13 protein-coding genes are annotated in these 15,236 nt (G+C 68.5%); 7 read left to right on the forward strand and 6 right to left on the reverse strand.

Annotated elements, in window-relative coordinates:
• Positions 1–63: 63 nt before the first annotated feature.
• From V3328_RS03745 to V3328_RS03770, 6 genes are all read right to left on the reverse strand, one after another.
• Complete coding sequence (locus tag V3328_RS03745) at positions 64–1,116, reverse strand: ABC transporter ATP-binding protein (protein ID WP_340328317.1); 1,053 nt, start codon at positions 1,114–1,116, stop codon at positions 64–66.
• 48 nt (positions 1,117–1,164) lie between these two features.
• Positions 1,165–2,604 carry an amidohydrolase family protein gene (locus V3328_RS03750; protein ID WP_340328318.1) on the reverse strand — a complete coding sequence of 480 codons (1,440 nt, stop codon included), beginning with the start codon at positions 2,602–2,604 and terminating at the stop codon, positions 1,165–1,167.
• A complete protein-coding gene (locus V3328_RS03755; RefSeq protein ID WP_340328319.1) occupies positions 2,601–4,289 on the reverse strand; it encodes a class I adenylate-forming enzyme family protein in 1,689 nt (562 codons plus the stop codon). Before V3328_RS03755 ends, V3328_RS03750 begins: the two co-directional genes overlap by 4 nt.
• A complete protein-coding gene (locus tag V3328_RS03760) occupies positions 4,286–5,128 on the reverse strand; it encodes a MaoC/PaaZ C-terminal domain-containing protein (RefSeq protein ID WP_340328320.1) in 843 nt (280 codons plus the stop codon). The genes V3328_RS03755 and V3328_RS03760 overlap by 4 nt, the downstream gene beginning before the upstream one ends.
• A 2-nt stretch (positions 5,129–5,130) precedes the next feature.
• Complete coding sequence (locus tag V3328_RS03765) at positions 5,131–6,027, reverse strand: SDR family NAD(P)-dependent oxidoreductase (protein WP_340328321.1); 897 nt, start codon at positions 6,025–6,027, stop codon at positions 5,131–5,133.
• A 218-nt stretch (positions 6,028–6,245) separates the two neighbouring features.
• Entirely contained in the window at positions 6,246–6,986 is a 741-nt protein-coding gene (locus V3328_RS03770; RefSeq protein ID WP_340328322.1) for a TetR/AcrR family transcriptional regulator, read from the reverse strand.
• A 306-nt stretch (positions 6,987–7,292) separates the two neighbouring features.
• On the opposite strand from V3328_RS03770, the gene V3328_RS03775 reads away from it, so the two are divergent.
• From V3328_RS03775 to V3328_RS03805, 7 genes are read left to right on the forward strand one after another with little or no spacing between them, the layout of a single operon-like run.
• Positions 7,293–8,441, forward strand: a complete 1,149-nt coding sequence (locus V3328_RS03775) for an acetyl-CoA acetyltransferase (protein ID WP_340328323.1) — start codon at positions 7,293–7,295, stop codon at positions 8,439–8,441.
• Positions 8,434–8,838 carry a Zn-ribbon domain-containing OB-fold protein gene (locus tag V3328_RS03780; RefSeq protein WP_340328324.1) on the forward strand — a complete coding sequence of 135 codons (405 nt, stop codon included), beginning with the start codon at positions 8,434–8,436 and terminating at the stop codon, positions 8,836–8,838. Before V3328_RS03775 ends, V3328_RS03780 begins: the two co-directional genes overlap by 8 nt.
• Complete coding sequence (argE, locus tag V3328_RS03785; RefSeq protein WP_340328325.1) at positions 8,835–10,028, forward strand: acetylornithine deacetylase; 1,194 nt, start codon at positions 8,835–8,837, stop codon at positions 10,026–10,028. Before V3328_RS03780 ends, argE begins: the two co-directional genes overlap by 4 nt.
• Positions 10,029–10,045: 17 nt before the next feature.
• The gene (locus V3328_RS03790; RefSeq protein ID WP_340328326.1) at positions 10,046–11,689 is read left to right on the forward strand and encodes a GMC family oxidoreductase; all 1,644 of its coding nucleotides are present in this window, start codon (positions 10,046–10,048) and stop codon (positions 11,687–11,689) included.
• 4 nt (positions 11,690–11,693) lie between these two features.
• Positions 11,694–13,106: an aldehyde dehydrogenase family protein gene (locus V3328_RS03795; protein WP_340328327.1), complete on the forward strand. Its 1,413-nt coding sequence runs from the start codon at positions 11,694–11,696 to the stop codon at positions 13,104–13,106.
• 50 nt (positions 13,107–13,156) lie between these two features.
• Entirely contained in the window at positions 13,157–13,939 is a 783-nt protein-coding gene (locus tag V3328_RS03800) for a fumarylacetoacetate hydrolase family protein (RefSeq protein ID WP_340328328.1), read from the forward strand.
• Positions 13,940–13,948: 9 nt separating this feature from the next.
• A complete protein-coding gene (locus V3328_RS03805; protein WP_340328329.1) occupies positions 13,949–15,148 on the forward strand; it encodes an NAD(P)/FAD-dependent oxidoreductase in 1,200 nt (399 codons plus the stop codon).
• The last annotated feature ends 88 nt before the right edge of the window (positions 15,149–15,236 follow it).

A 15,236-nucleotide genomic window follows, 5' to 3' on the forward strand; every position in this document is an offset into this window, starting at 1 on the left:
TCCTTTCTTATTCGGCAGAGTGTTCCTTGCGACCGCCGCTCTGCCACGGCGGCATTTCTCGCCTCAGGCGTCCGCCGCGCCGTCTGGTACGATCCAGATCCGTTCGGGAGTCCAGGACAGCATCACTTCGGCGCCTGTCTCGTGCAGGCCGAAGGCGCCGGAGGTGTTGGCCGTGAGCCGCCGGCCGCCCGGCAGTTCGATGACGTAGCGCACCAGCTCGCCGAGGAAGACCACGTCGCAGATGACGCCCTTGAGAAAGCCGCCTTCGAGGCCGATGCGGATGTCCTCCGGCCGCAGCATGGCGCAGACGGTCTCGCCGTCGCGCTCCTCGCGCGGTCCGCAGGCGAACCGCTGTCCGGTCGCATCGGTGATGTGGCCGTCGGCGTAGGTGCCGTCGACGAAGTTCGCGATGCCGAGAAAATCGGCCGCGAAGCGCGTCCGCGGCCGGTGGTAGATCTCCTCCGGGGTGCCGACCTGGACGACCCGGCCCCAGGACAGCAGCACGACCCGGTCCGACAGCGACAGCGCCTCCTCCTGGTCATGAGTGACCATGATGGTGGTGATGCCGAGCTTGCGCTGCAGCGCGCGGATCTCGAAGCGCACCTCCTCGCGAAGCTTGCGGTCGAGGGCGGCGAGCGGCTCGTCGAGCAGCAGGATCTCGGGTTCGAAGACGATCGCCCGGGCGAGGGCGACGCGCTGCTGCTGTCCCCCGGAGAGCTGGTGCGGCCGCCGTTTTTCGAGCCCGTCGAGGCGCACCAGCCGCAGCGCGTCCATCACCATGTCGCGCAGCCGCGCCGCGCCGATCCTGCGGACGCGAAGCGGGAACGCGACGTTGTCGAAGATCGACATGTGCGGAAACAGCGCGTAGCTCTGAAACACCAGCCCGACGTTGCGGTTTGCCGCGGGAACGTTGGTGATCTCCCGGTCGCCGAGATCGATCCGGCCAGATGTCGGCCGCGAGATGCCTGCAATCAGCGACAGCATCGTCGTCTTGCCGGATCCGCTCGGCCCGAGCACGGTCGCGAATTCGCCGGAGCGGACCGACACCGTCACGTCGTCGATCGCCTTGATCGACCCGTATGCCTTGGTCACGCCGGTGAACCGCACTTCGGTCATGGGCTCAGGCCTCGCCGGTCACTGGCTGGTGTCAGCGCTGCCATCGCGTCAGTCGACCGTCGGCCAGCGCACGATCGGCATCGTGCCGGCGCGTTCGGCCATTCGTTCCGCCGACCGTCGTGCGATCGCGTAGATCTCGGATTCGTCAGTTCGCACCAGCCGGCCGCCGCGCACCACCACTTCGCCGTTGCACAGCACCGTGTGGACGCCTTTGGTGCGCGAGATCTGCATCAGCTGCCGCACCACGTCCATATTGGGCTGTGCGTCGGGCAGCTCGCTGGTGCGGATGACGATATCGGCCCGCCGTCCCGGCGCAATTGCGCCCAGCCGGTCGGCCATGCCGATGGCCTGCGCCCCGCCGAGCGTGAACATCTCCAGGATCGCCTCGCTCGGCAGGTAGTCGTTCCATTCCCGGCTGACGAGATAGGCAATGAAGCCGAGGTCGCCGAATGCCCAGGCCTTGGCGATGTCGGTGCCGAATGCGACCGAGGTGCCGCGCCGGTACAGCGTCGGGAACGCGCTCTTCGCCGATTGCGAGATCGAATAGTACATGAGGTTGCCGGGGTGCCAGACCAGTGCCATGCCGCTCTCGGCGACGGCGTCGACCTCGGCCGGGTCAAGGATGTTCATGTGCGTGAAGACGCTGTTCTCGCCGATCAGGCCGCGCTCCAGCATGCGTACGAGCGGCGGGCCGCCGAAGCGCTCCCGGTCGTAGGCGGCATCTTCCGGAACGATGCTCTGGTGCTGGTGAAAGACGACGCCCTCGCGGTCTGCCAGCGTTTTCGCCTCGCGCATCAGTTCCTCGGTAGCGCTGCCGGCTCCGTAGAGCGCGACGTGCCCGCGCGCCAGCGCGTCGGGGTCGGCGTTGCGATGGAGCTGGCCGCCCATTTCCCTGCGGCAGCGTTCGCCGTCGCAGGGCGCCCGGGGCACTTCGGCCGCCATCGGCTCGCCGCCGACCAGGTCCCAAAGCATGCAGTCCGAAACCGAGCTGCGGATGCCGACCGCCTCGGCGCCGGCGACGATCGCGTCGGGCGAAAAGCTTGTCGCGGCGTCGACGAAGCCGGTGTAGCCGTTCAGCACCAGTTCGCTGGAGGCCATCAGGGCGCTGGCGTACTCGTCCTCGTCGGTGAGTGCGTTGATCCAGCGGGCGAACAGGTTGCCGCCCGCCGTCAGTTCCTTGGGAGGATTCGGGTCGTCGGTGATCGAGCCGCGGCACAGGTGCAGGCCGGCGTGGTAGTGCCCGTCGATGAAGCCGGGATGCACGGTGCCGCCGCGGGCGTCTAGGCGCCGCTCCGCCGTCCAGGCGGCCTCGATCTCGCGTCTGGGGCCGACCGCAACGATGTCCCTGCCGCGGATCGCGATGGCGCCGTCCCGGTAGATCGTCCGGTCGCCGTCCATGGTCAGGACGCAGCCGTTCACGATCAGCAGGTCGCAGGGCTCCGGCGCGCCGTCGGCTGCCGCCGGTCCGCCCTGTGAGGGGCCGGTCATTCCCCCACTGTGCCGGTTTCGCTGTCCCATGCCCCCGTACGCAGGTCCGGTTTCTCTTTCAGAAGGCTTTGTTTCTGGACACGCATGGACGGTGTCCTTTCGAAGTCGGTCAGCCGGTACTCGATGAAGCGCGGCACCTTGAAGGCGGCGAGATTGGCCTTGCAGTGCGCCAGGATCGCTTCCGGCGGCAGCGTCTCCGGGCTTTCGCCCGCCCTGAGCTGGACGTAGGCCTTGACCTCCTCGCCGCGCAGGTCGTCGGGAACCGGCAAGACGGCCGCCTCCAATATGGCCGGGTGGGCGCACAGCACGCCCTCCACCTCGGCGGCGGAAATGTTCTCGCCGGAGCGGCGGATGATTTCCTTCTTGCGGCCGACGAAGTAGAGCAGTCCACGCTCGTCGCGGCGCACCACGTCGCCGGAATGGTACCAGCCGCCGCGGTTCGCCTCGGCCGTCACCTCGGGCCGGTTCAGGTAGCCGGCATAGAGGTCCGGTCCACCGATCAGCGCCTCGCCCGCCACGCCGACCGGAACGTCGACGTCATTGTCGTCGACGATCCTAACGGTGACGCCCGGCGGCTCGACACCCATGGTTCCAGTGGCGACGAGTTCGTCGGCGAGGTGGTGCGGCACCCGGCTCATCACGCCGCCCTCGGTGCTGCCGTACTGGTTGTGCCAGTGAAACCCGTAGCGTTCGAGCAGTTCGTGGTGCAGGTCCTTCGGCAGGCCGGCGTGAATCGCCAGCCGGATCCTGTGGTCGCGCTCTGCCGGGCTCTTCTCGCCCTTGGTCAGCAGCGCGGGAATCGAGGCGATCGACAGGATCTCGGTGGCGTCGTAGGTCGTCACCACCTCCCAGAACCGCGAGACCGAGAAGCGGCGCATCGCCACCAGCGTGCCGCGCGAGGCGAGCGAGGTGAGCAGCTGGATGGCCGGATCCGCATAGTAGAACGGAAGGCAGCAGAGCTGCCGGTCCTGCCAGCCGCGCCGGAACATCCGAAGATCGAGGTCGATCACGCGCAGCCACCAGCCGTGGTGAAGCATGCAGCCCTTCGGCGCGCCGGTGGTGCCCGAGGTGTAATAGACCGTTATGATGTCTTCGCGCTGGCAGCCGACGGTCGTGAAGTCGAGGGGCTCGGCGGCGTCCTCGTAGGCGGCCAGGCCATTCGGCTCCTCGCCCTCGACCGTGATGATGTTCCGGAGCCCCGGCGCCCGGTCCCTGACCGCCTCGATGATCGGCGCCTGCGCTTCGCCGACTATCGCGGCCGTCGGCATCGCGTCGCTGACGATGTGGCCGGCGTCATAGGCCATCGCGGTGGGGGCGATCGACACGAGCGTGCAGCGGTTGGCGATGATCGCGAACAGCGCGATCATGAACTCCAGGCGGTTGTCCAGCATGACGACCACCCGGTCGCCGGGAGCGAGGATGCCGCTGAGATAGCCGGCGAATTTCTGGCACCGGTCGAGGAACTCGCGGCGCGTCATCACCGGTCCGCCGTCGATGATGATCGCCGGCCGCTCGGGGTCTTCCAGGCAGCCCTTACTGACGACCTCGATCACCGTCTGCTGCGGCACCGCGCTCCAGTCCGGGGCAACGTTCTCGTGCTTGACCCAGTGGGCCGGACGATCGGGCACACGGGTCGAACCCAGTTCCATGCGGCGCGGCGCCAGTGCATCGATCACGGCGCTCATGGCTCGATCTCCGCGTAGCCGTTGCGGATCACGGCGGTGCCTTCCGAATCCGTGGCCTCGAACCCGACGCCGGTTGCGCCGCCGCTCCAGTGGACCACCGTCAACTCCTGGCCCGGTGTCATGAGAAGCGGGCCGGTGAAGCGGCAGCCGAAGCGCTTCAGGCGCCGCGTGTCGCCGCCGCAATGGTTGTCGACGATGGCGCGCGAGGCGAAGGCGAGGGTGCACATGCCGTGCACGATCGGCGCCGGAAAGCCGGCCTTCGCCGCCGCCGCCGGATCGATCGTGTAGGCGGAGTAGTCGCGGGCGGCGTCGGCGTAGCGCCGCGTCTGATCGGGCGACAGGGCGTAGCGTTCGGAGGACGTGGCGCCGCGCTCGGGGGCTGGGCGTTCGGGAACCGGTTCGCCGGCGTCTTCGTGGCGCTCGCCCGGCAGAAGGCAGCCGCTGTACTGGCTGCACACCAGCCGCCCGTCGTGGGTCGTCGTGTCGGAGCGCACGATGAAGACGGTCCCGGCACGGGTGCCGCGGATCCCCTGCAGCGTCGAAACCGAGAACAGCCGCTGGCCCGGCACGATCGGCTCATGGAAGACGAAATCGTGTTCCCCGTGCAGGATGAAGGCCGGCGTGATGCGGCCGAGAACCTCGACCATCGACTGCATGACCGGCACGTGCGCGAACACCGGCGGCGCGATCTCACCGGAGAGGTGGCGCGGGTTGGCATCGTCGACGGCCCGGGCGAACTGCGCCAGCCGGTGGGTGTCGGTGCGGAACTCCTCGGAGTCGCGCGACAGGCCGATCATCGCGGCGGGTTCTGAAGTTGCGCTGGACATCGCAGCGGTCATCGCTAGAGCCCTTCCACGAAATCGCCGAGCGTTGGCAGCCGGGGCAGCTTCCGGCCGATGGCCGCATCGATCTCGTCGACGCTCCATTTGCCCTGCGTGCGCACGTCCACCGCCACCGCGCTGGGCGCGATCACCTCGACCCGGTTGCCGTAGGCCTGGAACACTTGGCCGTTAGCGGGACAGTCGGCGCTGGCAAGCCAGCAGATCAGCGGCGCGACGTTCTCCGGCGCGAAGACGTCGAACTGATCCGGCGGCGGTGCCTGCAGCGACGCCTCGATGCGGGTTCGCGCGGACGGCGACACCGCGTTGGAGCGGACGCCGTACTTCGCGCCCTCCATCGCCAGCGTGCGGCTGAGGCCGACGACGGCGAGCTTCGCCGAGGCGTAGTTGGCCTGGCCGAAATTGCCGATCAGTCCCGCCAGCGACGTCGTGTGCACGATCGAGGCGGCGACCTTTTCGCCGTCCTTCGACCGGGCGCGCCAGTAGGCCATGGCATGCCGCGCCGGCGCGGCGTGGCCCTTCAGGTGGACCCGGATCACCGCGTCCCATTCCTCTTCGGACATGTTGGCGAACAGCCGGTCGCGCAGGATGCCGGCATTGTTGACGAGGACATCGAGCCTGCCGAAGGCCTCGAGCGCCTGGTCGATCATCGCGGCGGCATCGTTCCAGTCGGCGACGTCGTGAGGGCTGACGACGGCCCGCCCGCCGGCCGCGGTGATCTCCTCGACGACTTCGCGCGCCGGCGCCGGATCGCGCCCGTTGCCCTGCAGGTCGCCGCCGAGGTCGTTGACGACGACATCGGCACCCTGCTCGGCAAGGGCGATCGCATAGGCCCGGCCAAGTCCGCGGCCGGCACCCGTTACGATCGCGACACGCCCGTCAAGCCGGCGATGCGTCATTCATGCTCCCCCGCTGCGGCCCGGCCCCGCGGGCCGGCCGAACAACTGTCCCGGACCTTTCCGGGGCCCCTCCGGAGCCTCTTTCGCCCGCCCGATTCTCTCCCGCGTGGCGCTCCGTACGAGAATAGTAATGATCTTGAATATGACGTCAATATCAATTTTTTGGGGCGTCGGGAGCTGCACGTGGTGTCGGGGGCCCTTCGGGCGCCCGCCGCCCGTCAAGTTGCCGGCGGATCCTTGCAGTAGACCGCGCGGTACCACAGCGTCGACAACATCATCGCCACCTCGTCGTCGTCCACCTCGCCGTCGGTGAAGGCGGGATCCCTGTTGATGATGACGGCGTAGAGATAGTGGAAGACCATCCCCTCCAGCGCGCGGGCCATCTGCAGCAGCGAGCCGGGGGTGTCCTCCTCCACCCGGCCGCGGCGGGCGATCGACCGGGCGAGCTTCTCTATCCACTTGAAATGCCGTGGCTGCCACAGGTCGCGGAACTCCGGCACCTGCGTCTGCAGTTGGACATGGCACTGCATCAGGCCAGCATTGGCCTTGTAGGCCGAGATGAAGAACCTGTTGGTGTAGTAGATCGCCTCGAACTCGCCGGTGCCGCGGCTGACCTGTTTGGCGCGTTCGTAGAGGTGGTCGACGAATTCGAGCACCACCTCGATGGCGATGTCGTTCTTGTCGCGGAAATAGACGTAGAAAGTTCCGAGCGCCACGTCGGCATAGGCGCATACGTCGGACACCTTCAGGGCCTGGTAGCCGATCTCCTCGAGCGCCCTGGCGGCGGCGATCTTCAGGCGGAACTTGGTGCGGTCGCCCTTGGAGGCGAACGCCTGCGTCTCCAGCCGGCCGGCGAGGTAGTCGCAATACCGGCCCTCGCCGTCGTCGACCACGACCTGGTGTTTCGCTCCCCGTGTGGAGCCGCGTGCCGCACCGCGCGCCGCCGCCTGCCCATCCATCTTCAGGCCCTCCAGATCGTGCTATCGCACCGTTCCCGCCAACATTCAATGTTGCCGGAACAGCCGCCGACGCCATTGTGCCGGCTCGCGAGTTCGCGTTCCAAATTTGACATTGACTTCATATTCATATTAGGGGAACGTCCGCAAATCTCCAGTGACCCCGTGCGGATCCGGCGGCGAATCGGTCCTCCGACGGTGTCTCCAGCATGACTCCGGGTGCGCCGTGGTTCCATCGAAAGTTGCATTCTCCGGCGCCGGGCTGGGACGCGTCTTCGGGCCGGGCGCAGCACGTACGAGGCCCGTCTGATGGCGCAGCCGCCGGTCTACATCGTCGGCGCCGCGGAGACGCCCCTCGGCAAGGTCCCCGACCACAACGAGTTCTCGATGGTGGCGGTCGCCGCGCAGGAAGCGCTGGGCGAGGCCGGCCTGCGTTTCTCCGACGTCGACGCGCTGTTCACCAACTACATGGGCGAGGAGGGCTCGGTCCAGCTTGGCGAGTACCTCGGGATCCAGCCGCGCTATGCCGAGTCCTCGGACATGGGCGGGGCCTCCTTCGAGTTCTTCGTGCACCACGCGATGCTGGCGATCGCGGCGGGCCGCTGCGACGTCGCGCTGGTCGGCTATGCCTCCCGTCAGCGCAGCCGGCGCAACCGCAAGCGCGCCTCCGACAGTCTCGACGGCTCGCTGACCGGCCAGTTCGAGGCGCCCTACGGGATACACTTCCCGATCGGCCACTACGCCCTGTCCGCGGCGCGCTACATGCATCAATACGGCGCGACACTGGAGCATCTCTCGGAGGTCGCCGTGGCAGCCCGGCAATGGGCGGCCCTCAATCCAAGGGCCTGGGTACGCGACCCGCTTTCGCTCGACGACGTCATGGCTTCGCCGATGATCTGCGATCCTTTGCGCAAGCTCGACTGCTGCCTCGTCACCGACGGCGGCGGCGCAATCGTCATCGCCCGCAAGGACCGCGCCCGCGATGCCGTAAAGACGCCTGTACGCATCCTCGGCGCAGGCGAAAGCCACGTTCAGTGGAACGTCGCCCAGTGCCCCGACCTGACCGTCACGCCGGGCGTGGTCTCGGGTCGCGAGGCCTTCGGCATGGCCGGCATCAGGCCCGGCGACGTCGACGTGTTCGAACCTTACGACAACTTCACCCATGCGGTGCTGCTCTACCTGGAAGACCTGGGCTTCTGCGGCAAGGGAGAGGCGGGCGACTTCATCGCCGACGGTCGGCTCCGGCCCGGCGGCAGCCTGCCGAGCATGACGTCGGGCGGCGGACTGTCCTACTGTCACCCCGGCGCGCTCGGCATCCTGCTGCTCATCGAGGCGGTGCGGCAGGTGCGTGGCGAGGCGGGCGACCGCCAGGTCGACGGCGCCGAAATTGCGGTTGCGCACGGCACCGGCGGTCTTGCATTCTCGACCGCCTCGACAGTGGTGCTGGCCCGTGACTGACACAACCGACCTGATCGCCGTCGGCGCCGCCGACCCGACCACCGAGACCTTCTGGAAGGCCTGCGCGGAGCGCCGGCTGCTGGTCCAGAAGTGCGCCGATTGCGGTTCCCATCAGTTCTACCCGCGGCCGTTTTGCCTGGAGTGCGAAAGCAACGCGCTGGACTGGGTCGCCGTCGCCGGCACCGGCACCGTCTACTCGCTGACCACGGTGCGCGTCCCGGTGATCGAAGAGCTGACCCCGCCCTACGAGGTTGCGCTGGTCGACCTCGACGAGGGGCCGCGGCTCCTGACCAACATCATCGCGGGGGACGCGGCCATCGGCGACCGCGTGACCCTCGACTGGCGGGAGCGCGACGGCCTGCCGCCGCTTCCGGTGTTCCGGCCGGCCGAGCCATGACCGGACCGGCCGGACCCGATCGCGACGCCTGCATCGCCGTGATCCGGGACCTCATCGCGTTCCCCACCGTCTCCGACCGGCCCAACCGCGACCTGCTCGACTATGTCGCCCGCTTCCTGGCGGATCACGGCGTCGACAGCGAGATCCTCTGGAACGAGGACCGCTCCAAGGGCAACCTCTGGGCGACCATCGGCCCCGACGACCGGCCGGGCGTCGTGCTGTCGGGCCACAGCGACGTCGTCCCGATCGCCGACCAGGCCTGGACCGCCGACCCCTTCGCCCTGCGCATCGACAACGACCGGATCTACGGCCGCGGCGCCTGCGACATGAAGGGCTTCGTCGGCATCGCGCTCGCATTCGTGCCGACCCTGGTGACGCTTGACCTGAAGGTTCCGGTCCACATCGCCATCTCCTATGACGAGGAACTCGGCTGCACCGGCGTCCGCAGCCTGATCGACCGGCTGGCCGGCTTTGAAGTCAGGCCGGCGCTGTGCATCGTCGGCGAACCGACCTCGATGCAGGTCGTCGTCGGCCACAAGGGCGGCGGCTTCTACCGGGTCACGGTGCATGGTCGCTCGGCCCACTCCAGCCTGGCACCAAAGGCCGTCAACGCGGTGGAGTATGCCGCCGACATCGCTGCGATCATCAGGGACCTCGCGCGCGAGCAGGCCACCACCGGCCCGCGCGAGGACGGGTACGAGATCCCGCACTCGACGATCTCGGTGAACGCCCTCCATGGCGGCACCGCGTATAACGTGGTGCCGGAAACATGCGAGCTGAAGTTCGACATCCGCTCTCTTCCCGAACTCGACATGGCTACGGTGATCTCCCGGCTGAGGGCGCGGATAGACGCCGAGGTCCTGCCGCGGATGCGCGCCATCGAGCCGACGAGTTCCGTCGAGATCGAGCCGGTCGTCGAACTGTTGGGACTGTCCACGGACGCCGGCGATCCCGCGGTCACCTTCATCAAGCGGCTCGTTGGCCGCAACGATCACCTCAAGGTCGCATACGGTACCGAGGCGGGGCTGTTCAGCCGCGAGGCGGGAATTCCCACCGTCGTCTGCGGCCCGGGCTCGATAGACCAGGCTCACAAGCCGGACGAATTTCTGGACCTGAGCGAGATCGATGCCTGCCGGGCCTTCCTCGCCCGGCTCAGCGGCGAACTGGCCGAGGCGGGACTGCCATGGTAGCCGGCGGGACCAGCTAGATGCCCGCCGGCATCTCGGTGGCGCAGGCCTTCGACTACATCGTTGTCGGCGCGGGGACGGCCGGTTCGATCCTGGCGGCGCGCCTTGCCGAGGACACCGGCACCACGGTCTGCGTCGTCGAGGCCGGCCCCGCCGACCGTCATCCGCTGATTCATGTTCCGGCCGGCTTCACCCGGCTCCTCTCCGAGCCCTCTGTCACCTGGCAGTTCCGCACCGAACCCTCCGAGGGAACCGCTGGCCGCCAAATCGCGACGGTGCAGGGGCGGGTGCTCGGCGGGTCCGGCGCGATCAACGGCATGATCTATGTCCGCGGCCAACCGGCCGACTACGATCACTGGGCGCAGCTCGGCAACCGCGGCTGGGGCTACGAAGACCTGCTGCCGTATTTCCGGCGCGTCGAGCGGCGGATCGGCGGCGGTTCCGACGGGGGCACCGACGAGGCCGTGCGGGGTCGGTCCGGCCCTATCCCGGTCACCGACATGGACTGGATCCATCCCGTCTCGGAGGCCTTCATCGACGCCGCCGTAAAGGCCGGCATGCCTCGTAACCCGGACTACAATTCAGGCGACCAGGAAGGGGTCGGCTATTTCCAGCGCACCATCGACCGCGGATTGCGTTCCACCACTGCGAAAGCCTATCTGAAGCCCGCCATGCGGCGCGGCGCGATCCGTCTGGTGACCCGCGCGACGGCCACTGCCGTGACCTTCGAGGGTACCCGCGCGACCGGCGTGCGCGTCCTGCGCGACGGCGTCCAGGCGGAGGAGACGATCAAGGCGAAGCGGGAGGTCATCCTGTGCGCCGGAACCGTCAACACTGCCCGGCTGCTTCAGATCTCGGGCATCGGCCCCGCCGGCCTGCTGCGGGATATCGGCGCTGATGTCGTCGCCGATCGCCCCGGCGTCGGGGCCAACCTGATCGATCACTATTCCGCCCGCCTGGTGATGCGGGCGAGGCCTCATGTCGTGACGCTCAACGAGCTCGCCAGAGGTCCGCGCCTGGCCGGGCAGATCCTGCGCTGGGCGGCGAAGCGCCCGAGCATCCTCGCCCTCACGCCGTCTCAGATCTACCTGTTCCGCAAGTCCTCGCCGGAGCTCGACCTTCCCGATCTGCAATGCGTGTTCACGCCGGGGAGCTACAAGGAAGGCCAGCACTACGTGCTCGACAGCTACCCGGGCGTCACCGGCGGCGCCTGGCAGCATCGGCCGCTGAGCCGTGGTCATGTCCACGCACGCTCGCTGGATGTCCGCGTCGACCCGGTCATCCAGCCCAACTACCTCGCCCACCCCATCGACCGGCAGGTGATGGTCGCAGGCATGAATTTCGTCCGCAGCCTCCTGCATTCCCCTGGTCTTGCGGCCTATCTGGAAGCCGAGACCATTCCCGGCGACAAGGTGCACACGGACGACGAGATGCTCGACTTCTGCCGGCGAAACGGCTCCACCGGCTACCATCTCGTCGGCACCGCGCGAATGGGCTCGCCCGACGACGCGATGGCCGTCGTCGACGATCGCCTGAAGGTGCATGGTGTCGGGGCGCTACGCGTCGCCGACGCCTCGGTGATGCCCGGCATACCCTCCGCCAACACGCACACCGCAACGATGGTCGTCGCCGAGAAGGCCTCCGACATGATCCGCGAGCGCTGACGCGATGGCGCGGAATCACCTGTTGTTCGTGGGCGGCGACTGGCGGCCGGGCGCGCGCGGGCACCGCCTGGACCTGATCGATCCTGCAACCGAGCGCGGCATCGGGCAGGTCGCCTGCGCCGCGCCCGACGACATCGACGATGCGCTTGCCGCCGCAGCCGGGGCTCTCGACGCCTGGAGGGCGCGCGCACCCGACGATCGCGGGCGGATCCTGCTGGATGCCGCCGACCTGCTCGACGCACGGCTCGATGCAGCCGCAGCCGATCTGTCCGAGGAACAGGGCAAGACCGTTGCCGAAGCACGCGGCGAATACGCAAGAGCCGTCGAGACGTTGCAATGGTACGGCGCCAACGCGGCAGACCTGTGCGCGCCGGTCGCGCTCGACCGAAGCCGGACCCTCGTTCCCAGCGCGGTGGGCGTCGTCGCCGCGTTCACGCCCTGGAACTACCCGGCCGTCCTCAATGCCCGCAAGCTCGCCGCGCCGCTGGTCGCCGGCTGCACCGTCATCCTCAAGGCGGCGGAAGAGGCACCGAGTGCCGGGTGCCATCTCGTCGAGGTCCTGCACGAAGCGGGCGCGCCGGCGGGTGTCGTTAACCTCCTGTTCGGCGATCCGCCGGAGATATCCCGGCGTCTCGTCGCCTCCGCGGCCGTGAAGGCGCTCACCTTCACCGGTTCCACCCGGGTCGGCAAGCAGCTTGCCGCGCTGGCGGCCGCAAACCTGCAGCGCTGCGTGCTGGAACTGGGCGGACATTCGCCGGTGATCGTCTGCGCCGACACGGACCTGCCCGCCGCGGCCCGCGCGATATGCGACTACAAGTTCGAATGCGCCGGGCAGAGCTGCAACGCGCCGAGCCGGGTCATCGTCGAGGCGACCGTCTACGAGCGGTTCCTGGAGCATCTCGTCGCGATGGCCGGCGCCATACGGGTCGGCGACGGCCGCGACCCGGCAACGGACATGGGCCCGATGGCGAACGCCCGCCGCATCGAGGCGATGCGTGCACTGATCGGCGATGCCGTCGATCGCGGCGCGAACGTGCTGATCGGGGGCGCAGAACCCGCCGGACCGGGCTTCTTTTGGCCGCCGACGATCCTGACCGATGTCCCCGCGGACGCCCGCATCCTGCGCGAGGAGCCCTTCGGCCCGGTTCTCGCGGTGTCGCGATTCGAGGATTTCGACGATGCCATACGCCAGGCCAACACCACCGACTACGGCTTGGCATCCTATGTGTTCACCGCCTCGCGCGACCGCAGGGCGCAGGCGACGGCCGGCCTCGCAGTAGGCAGCGTCAGCTTCAACCGGCTGAAGGGGATCGCCGCAGATGCGCCGAACTGCGGCATCGACGACAGCGGGTACGGATACGAAGGCGGGATGGAAGGTCTTCGCGAATTCCAGTACCTGAAGCTCGTCAACCACTAGCCGCCGGCGACCGGTCGCGGCACCGGCGCTGGCCCGAGGAGAACCGGCGAATGCGATGGATACGTTTTCACGACGACGGGGCGGTCCGCACGGCCATCCTTGAAGGCTCGACGGTGCGCCCCGTGCGCGGCGACATGTTCTCCGACTACGAGATCGAGGACCGGTGCCTCGATCTCGCCGACGTCCGGCTGGACGTGCCGGTGTTTCCGCGCACCTTCTATGCGGCAGGATTCAACTACCAGGCCCATGCTGCCTCCGCGGGGCTGGCGAGCCCCGACCGTCCCGCTCCCAAGGAAGCGAATATCGGCTACCGCGCGACCAACGCGTTGATCGCCCACGAGGAACCGATCATCGTTCCCCCCGACGCCACCGACAAGGTGAACTACGAGGGCGAGATCGTGGTCGTGATCGGCCGCAAGGCGAAGAACCTCGACCGCGACAATGCCCTGTCGGCGGTGTTCGGCTACACGATCGGCAACGATGTCAGCGAGCGGACCTGGCAGAAGACCGACAGCACGTTCTGGCGTGCCAAGAACACCGACACCTTCAAGCCGATGGGCCCCTGGATCGAGACCGACGTCGTCCTCGATGACCTGGAGACCGTCGTCCGGCTCAACGGCGAGGAGCAGATCCGCTTCGCGACCAACGACATGATCTTCGGCATCGTCGACTATCTGGTGCGGATGACCCGGTACCTCACGCTGTATCCCGGCGACGTCGTCTGGATGGGGACGGAGGGGACGTCGCCGAACCTGCTGGACGGCGATGTCGTCGAGATCGAGATTTCCGGGATCGGGACGCTGCGCAATCCGGTCGTCCGGCAAGCCGGATAGGGGGCCAGGGTGGCGGCCAGAACCTACGACGCCGTTGTCGTCGGCGCCGGCATCGCCGGGACCGCGACGGCCACCTGTCTGCGCCGCCACGGCATGTCGGTCGCGCTGCTCGACGCCCGTCACCCGGGCTGGGGCGCGTCCGGCCGCAACCCGGGCTTTCTGTGGCTGCAGACCAAGGCCCCGGGCCTTGCCATGCGGTTCTCCCTTGCGGCCCGCGACTACGCGGGACGGGTGGCCGCGCAGTTCCCGGACTTCGGGTTCCGCGACAGCGGCGGCCTGATCCTCTATCGCGACGAGGCGATGGCGGCCGTGGCGCGCGCCTTCGTTGCCGACCGCAACGCGGCGGGTCTTCCCGTCGAGCTGGTCGATCGGACCGCCCTGCTGGACCTGTGCCCGCAAATCGGCCCGGACGTGTCGGGCGCGGTGTGGAATCCGCTCGACGCCCACCAGGACACCGCGCGCCTCGTTGCGCTGATGGCCGACGAGTTCGGCAGCAACGGCGGCGACATTCTCGCGCCGGCGCGCGTCAGCCGTCTCGACGCGGCCGGCTCGACATGCAGCGGCGTGGTGCTCGAAGGCGGCGAAACCGTATCCGCCGGCATCGTCGTGGTCGCCGCGGGGCCGTGGTCGAACGAACTGCTGGCGCCGCTCGGCCTTGCGATCGACTTTCGCCCGACCCGGTTCGAGGCGGCGTCCGCCGGTCCTGCGCCGTTCCGGCTCGGGCCGGTCGTTGCTGGCCAATCGCTGTTCCGGTTCTTCACGCCGGCCGGCGTCGATCCCGACAGCCTGCCGCGCGATCCCACCGAGCGGCTCAGTCCCGAACTCGGCTTCACCGAGCAGATCGCCACCGCCGCCGACGGGACGCTGAAGTTCGGCTGCGCCTACCAGGTCGGCAGTACTTCCGACCAGGCGACCGTCGCCGGGCAGGCGATGGCGTTCTCGATCATGTGCCGGAACTTCCCCGCGCTTGCCGGCCTGCCGCTGCAAGCTCATTGGGCCGGGGTGGTGGCGCAGACGCCCGATACCCTGCCGGCGATGGATGTGCGGTGCGGTGTTGACGGCCTCGCCATCAATGCGGGGCATTTCTCGGGCAATCTCGCCGGTGCCTTTTGCGGCCATCTGATGGCGGATGCACTGGCCGGCACCGCGCCCGAATTCGACATCTCCGCATTCTCCAGGACGCGATTCGCGTCCGCGGCCGTGAGCTAGTCTCCGGGAACGGCGACGGCCGTGCCCCTTCGCTGACGATGCTGCCCGGCTGCGTGCGTTGCTGACCGGTCGCGGCCTCGAGCATCAG

This window comes from Microbaculum marinum, assembly GCF_037855135.1.
Lineage (GTDB): Bacteria > Pseudomonadota > Alphaproteobacteria > Rhizobiales > Tepidamorphaceae > Microbaculum > Microbaculum marinum.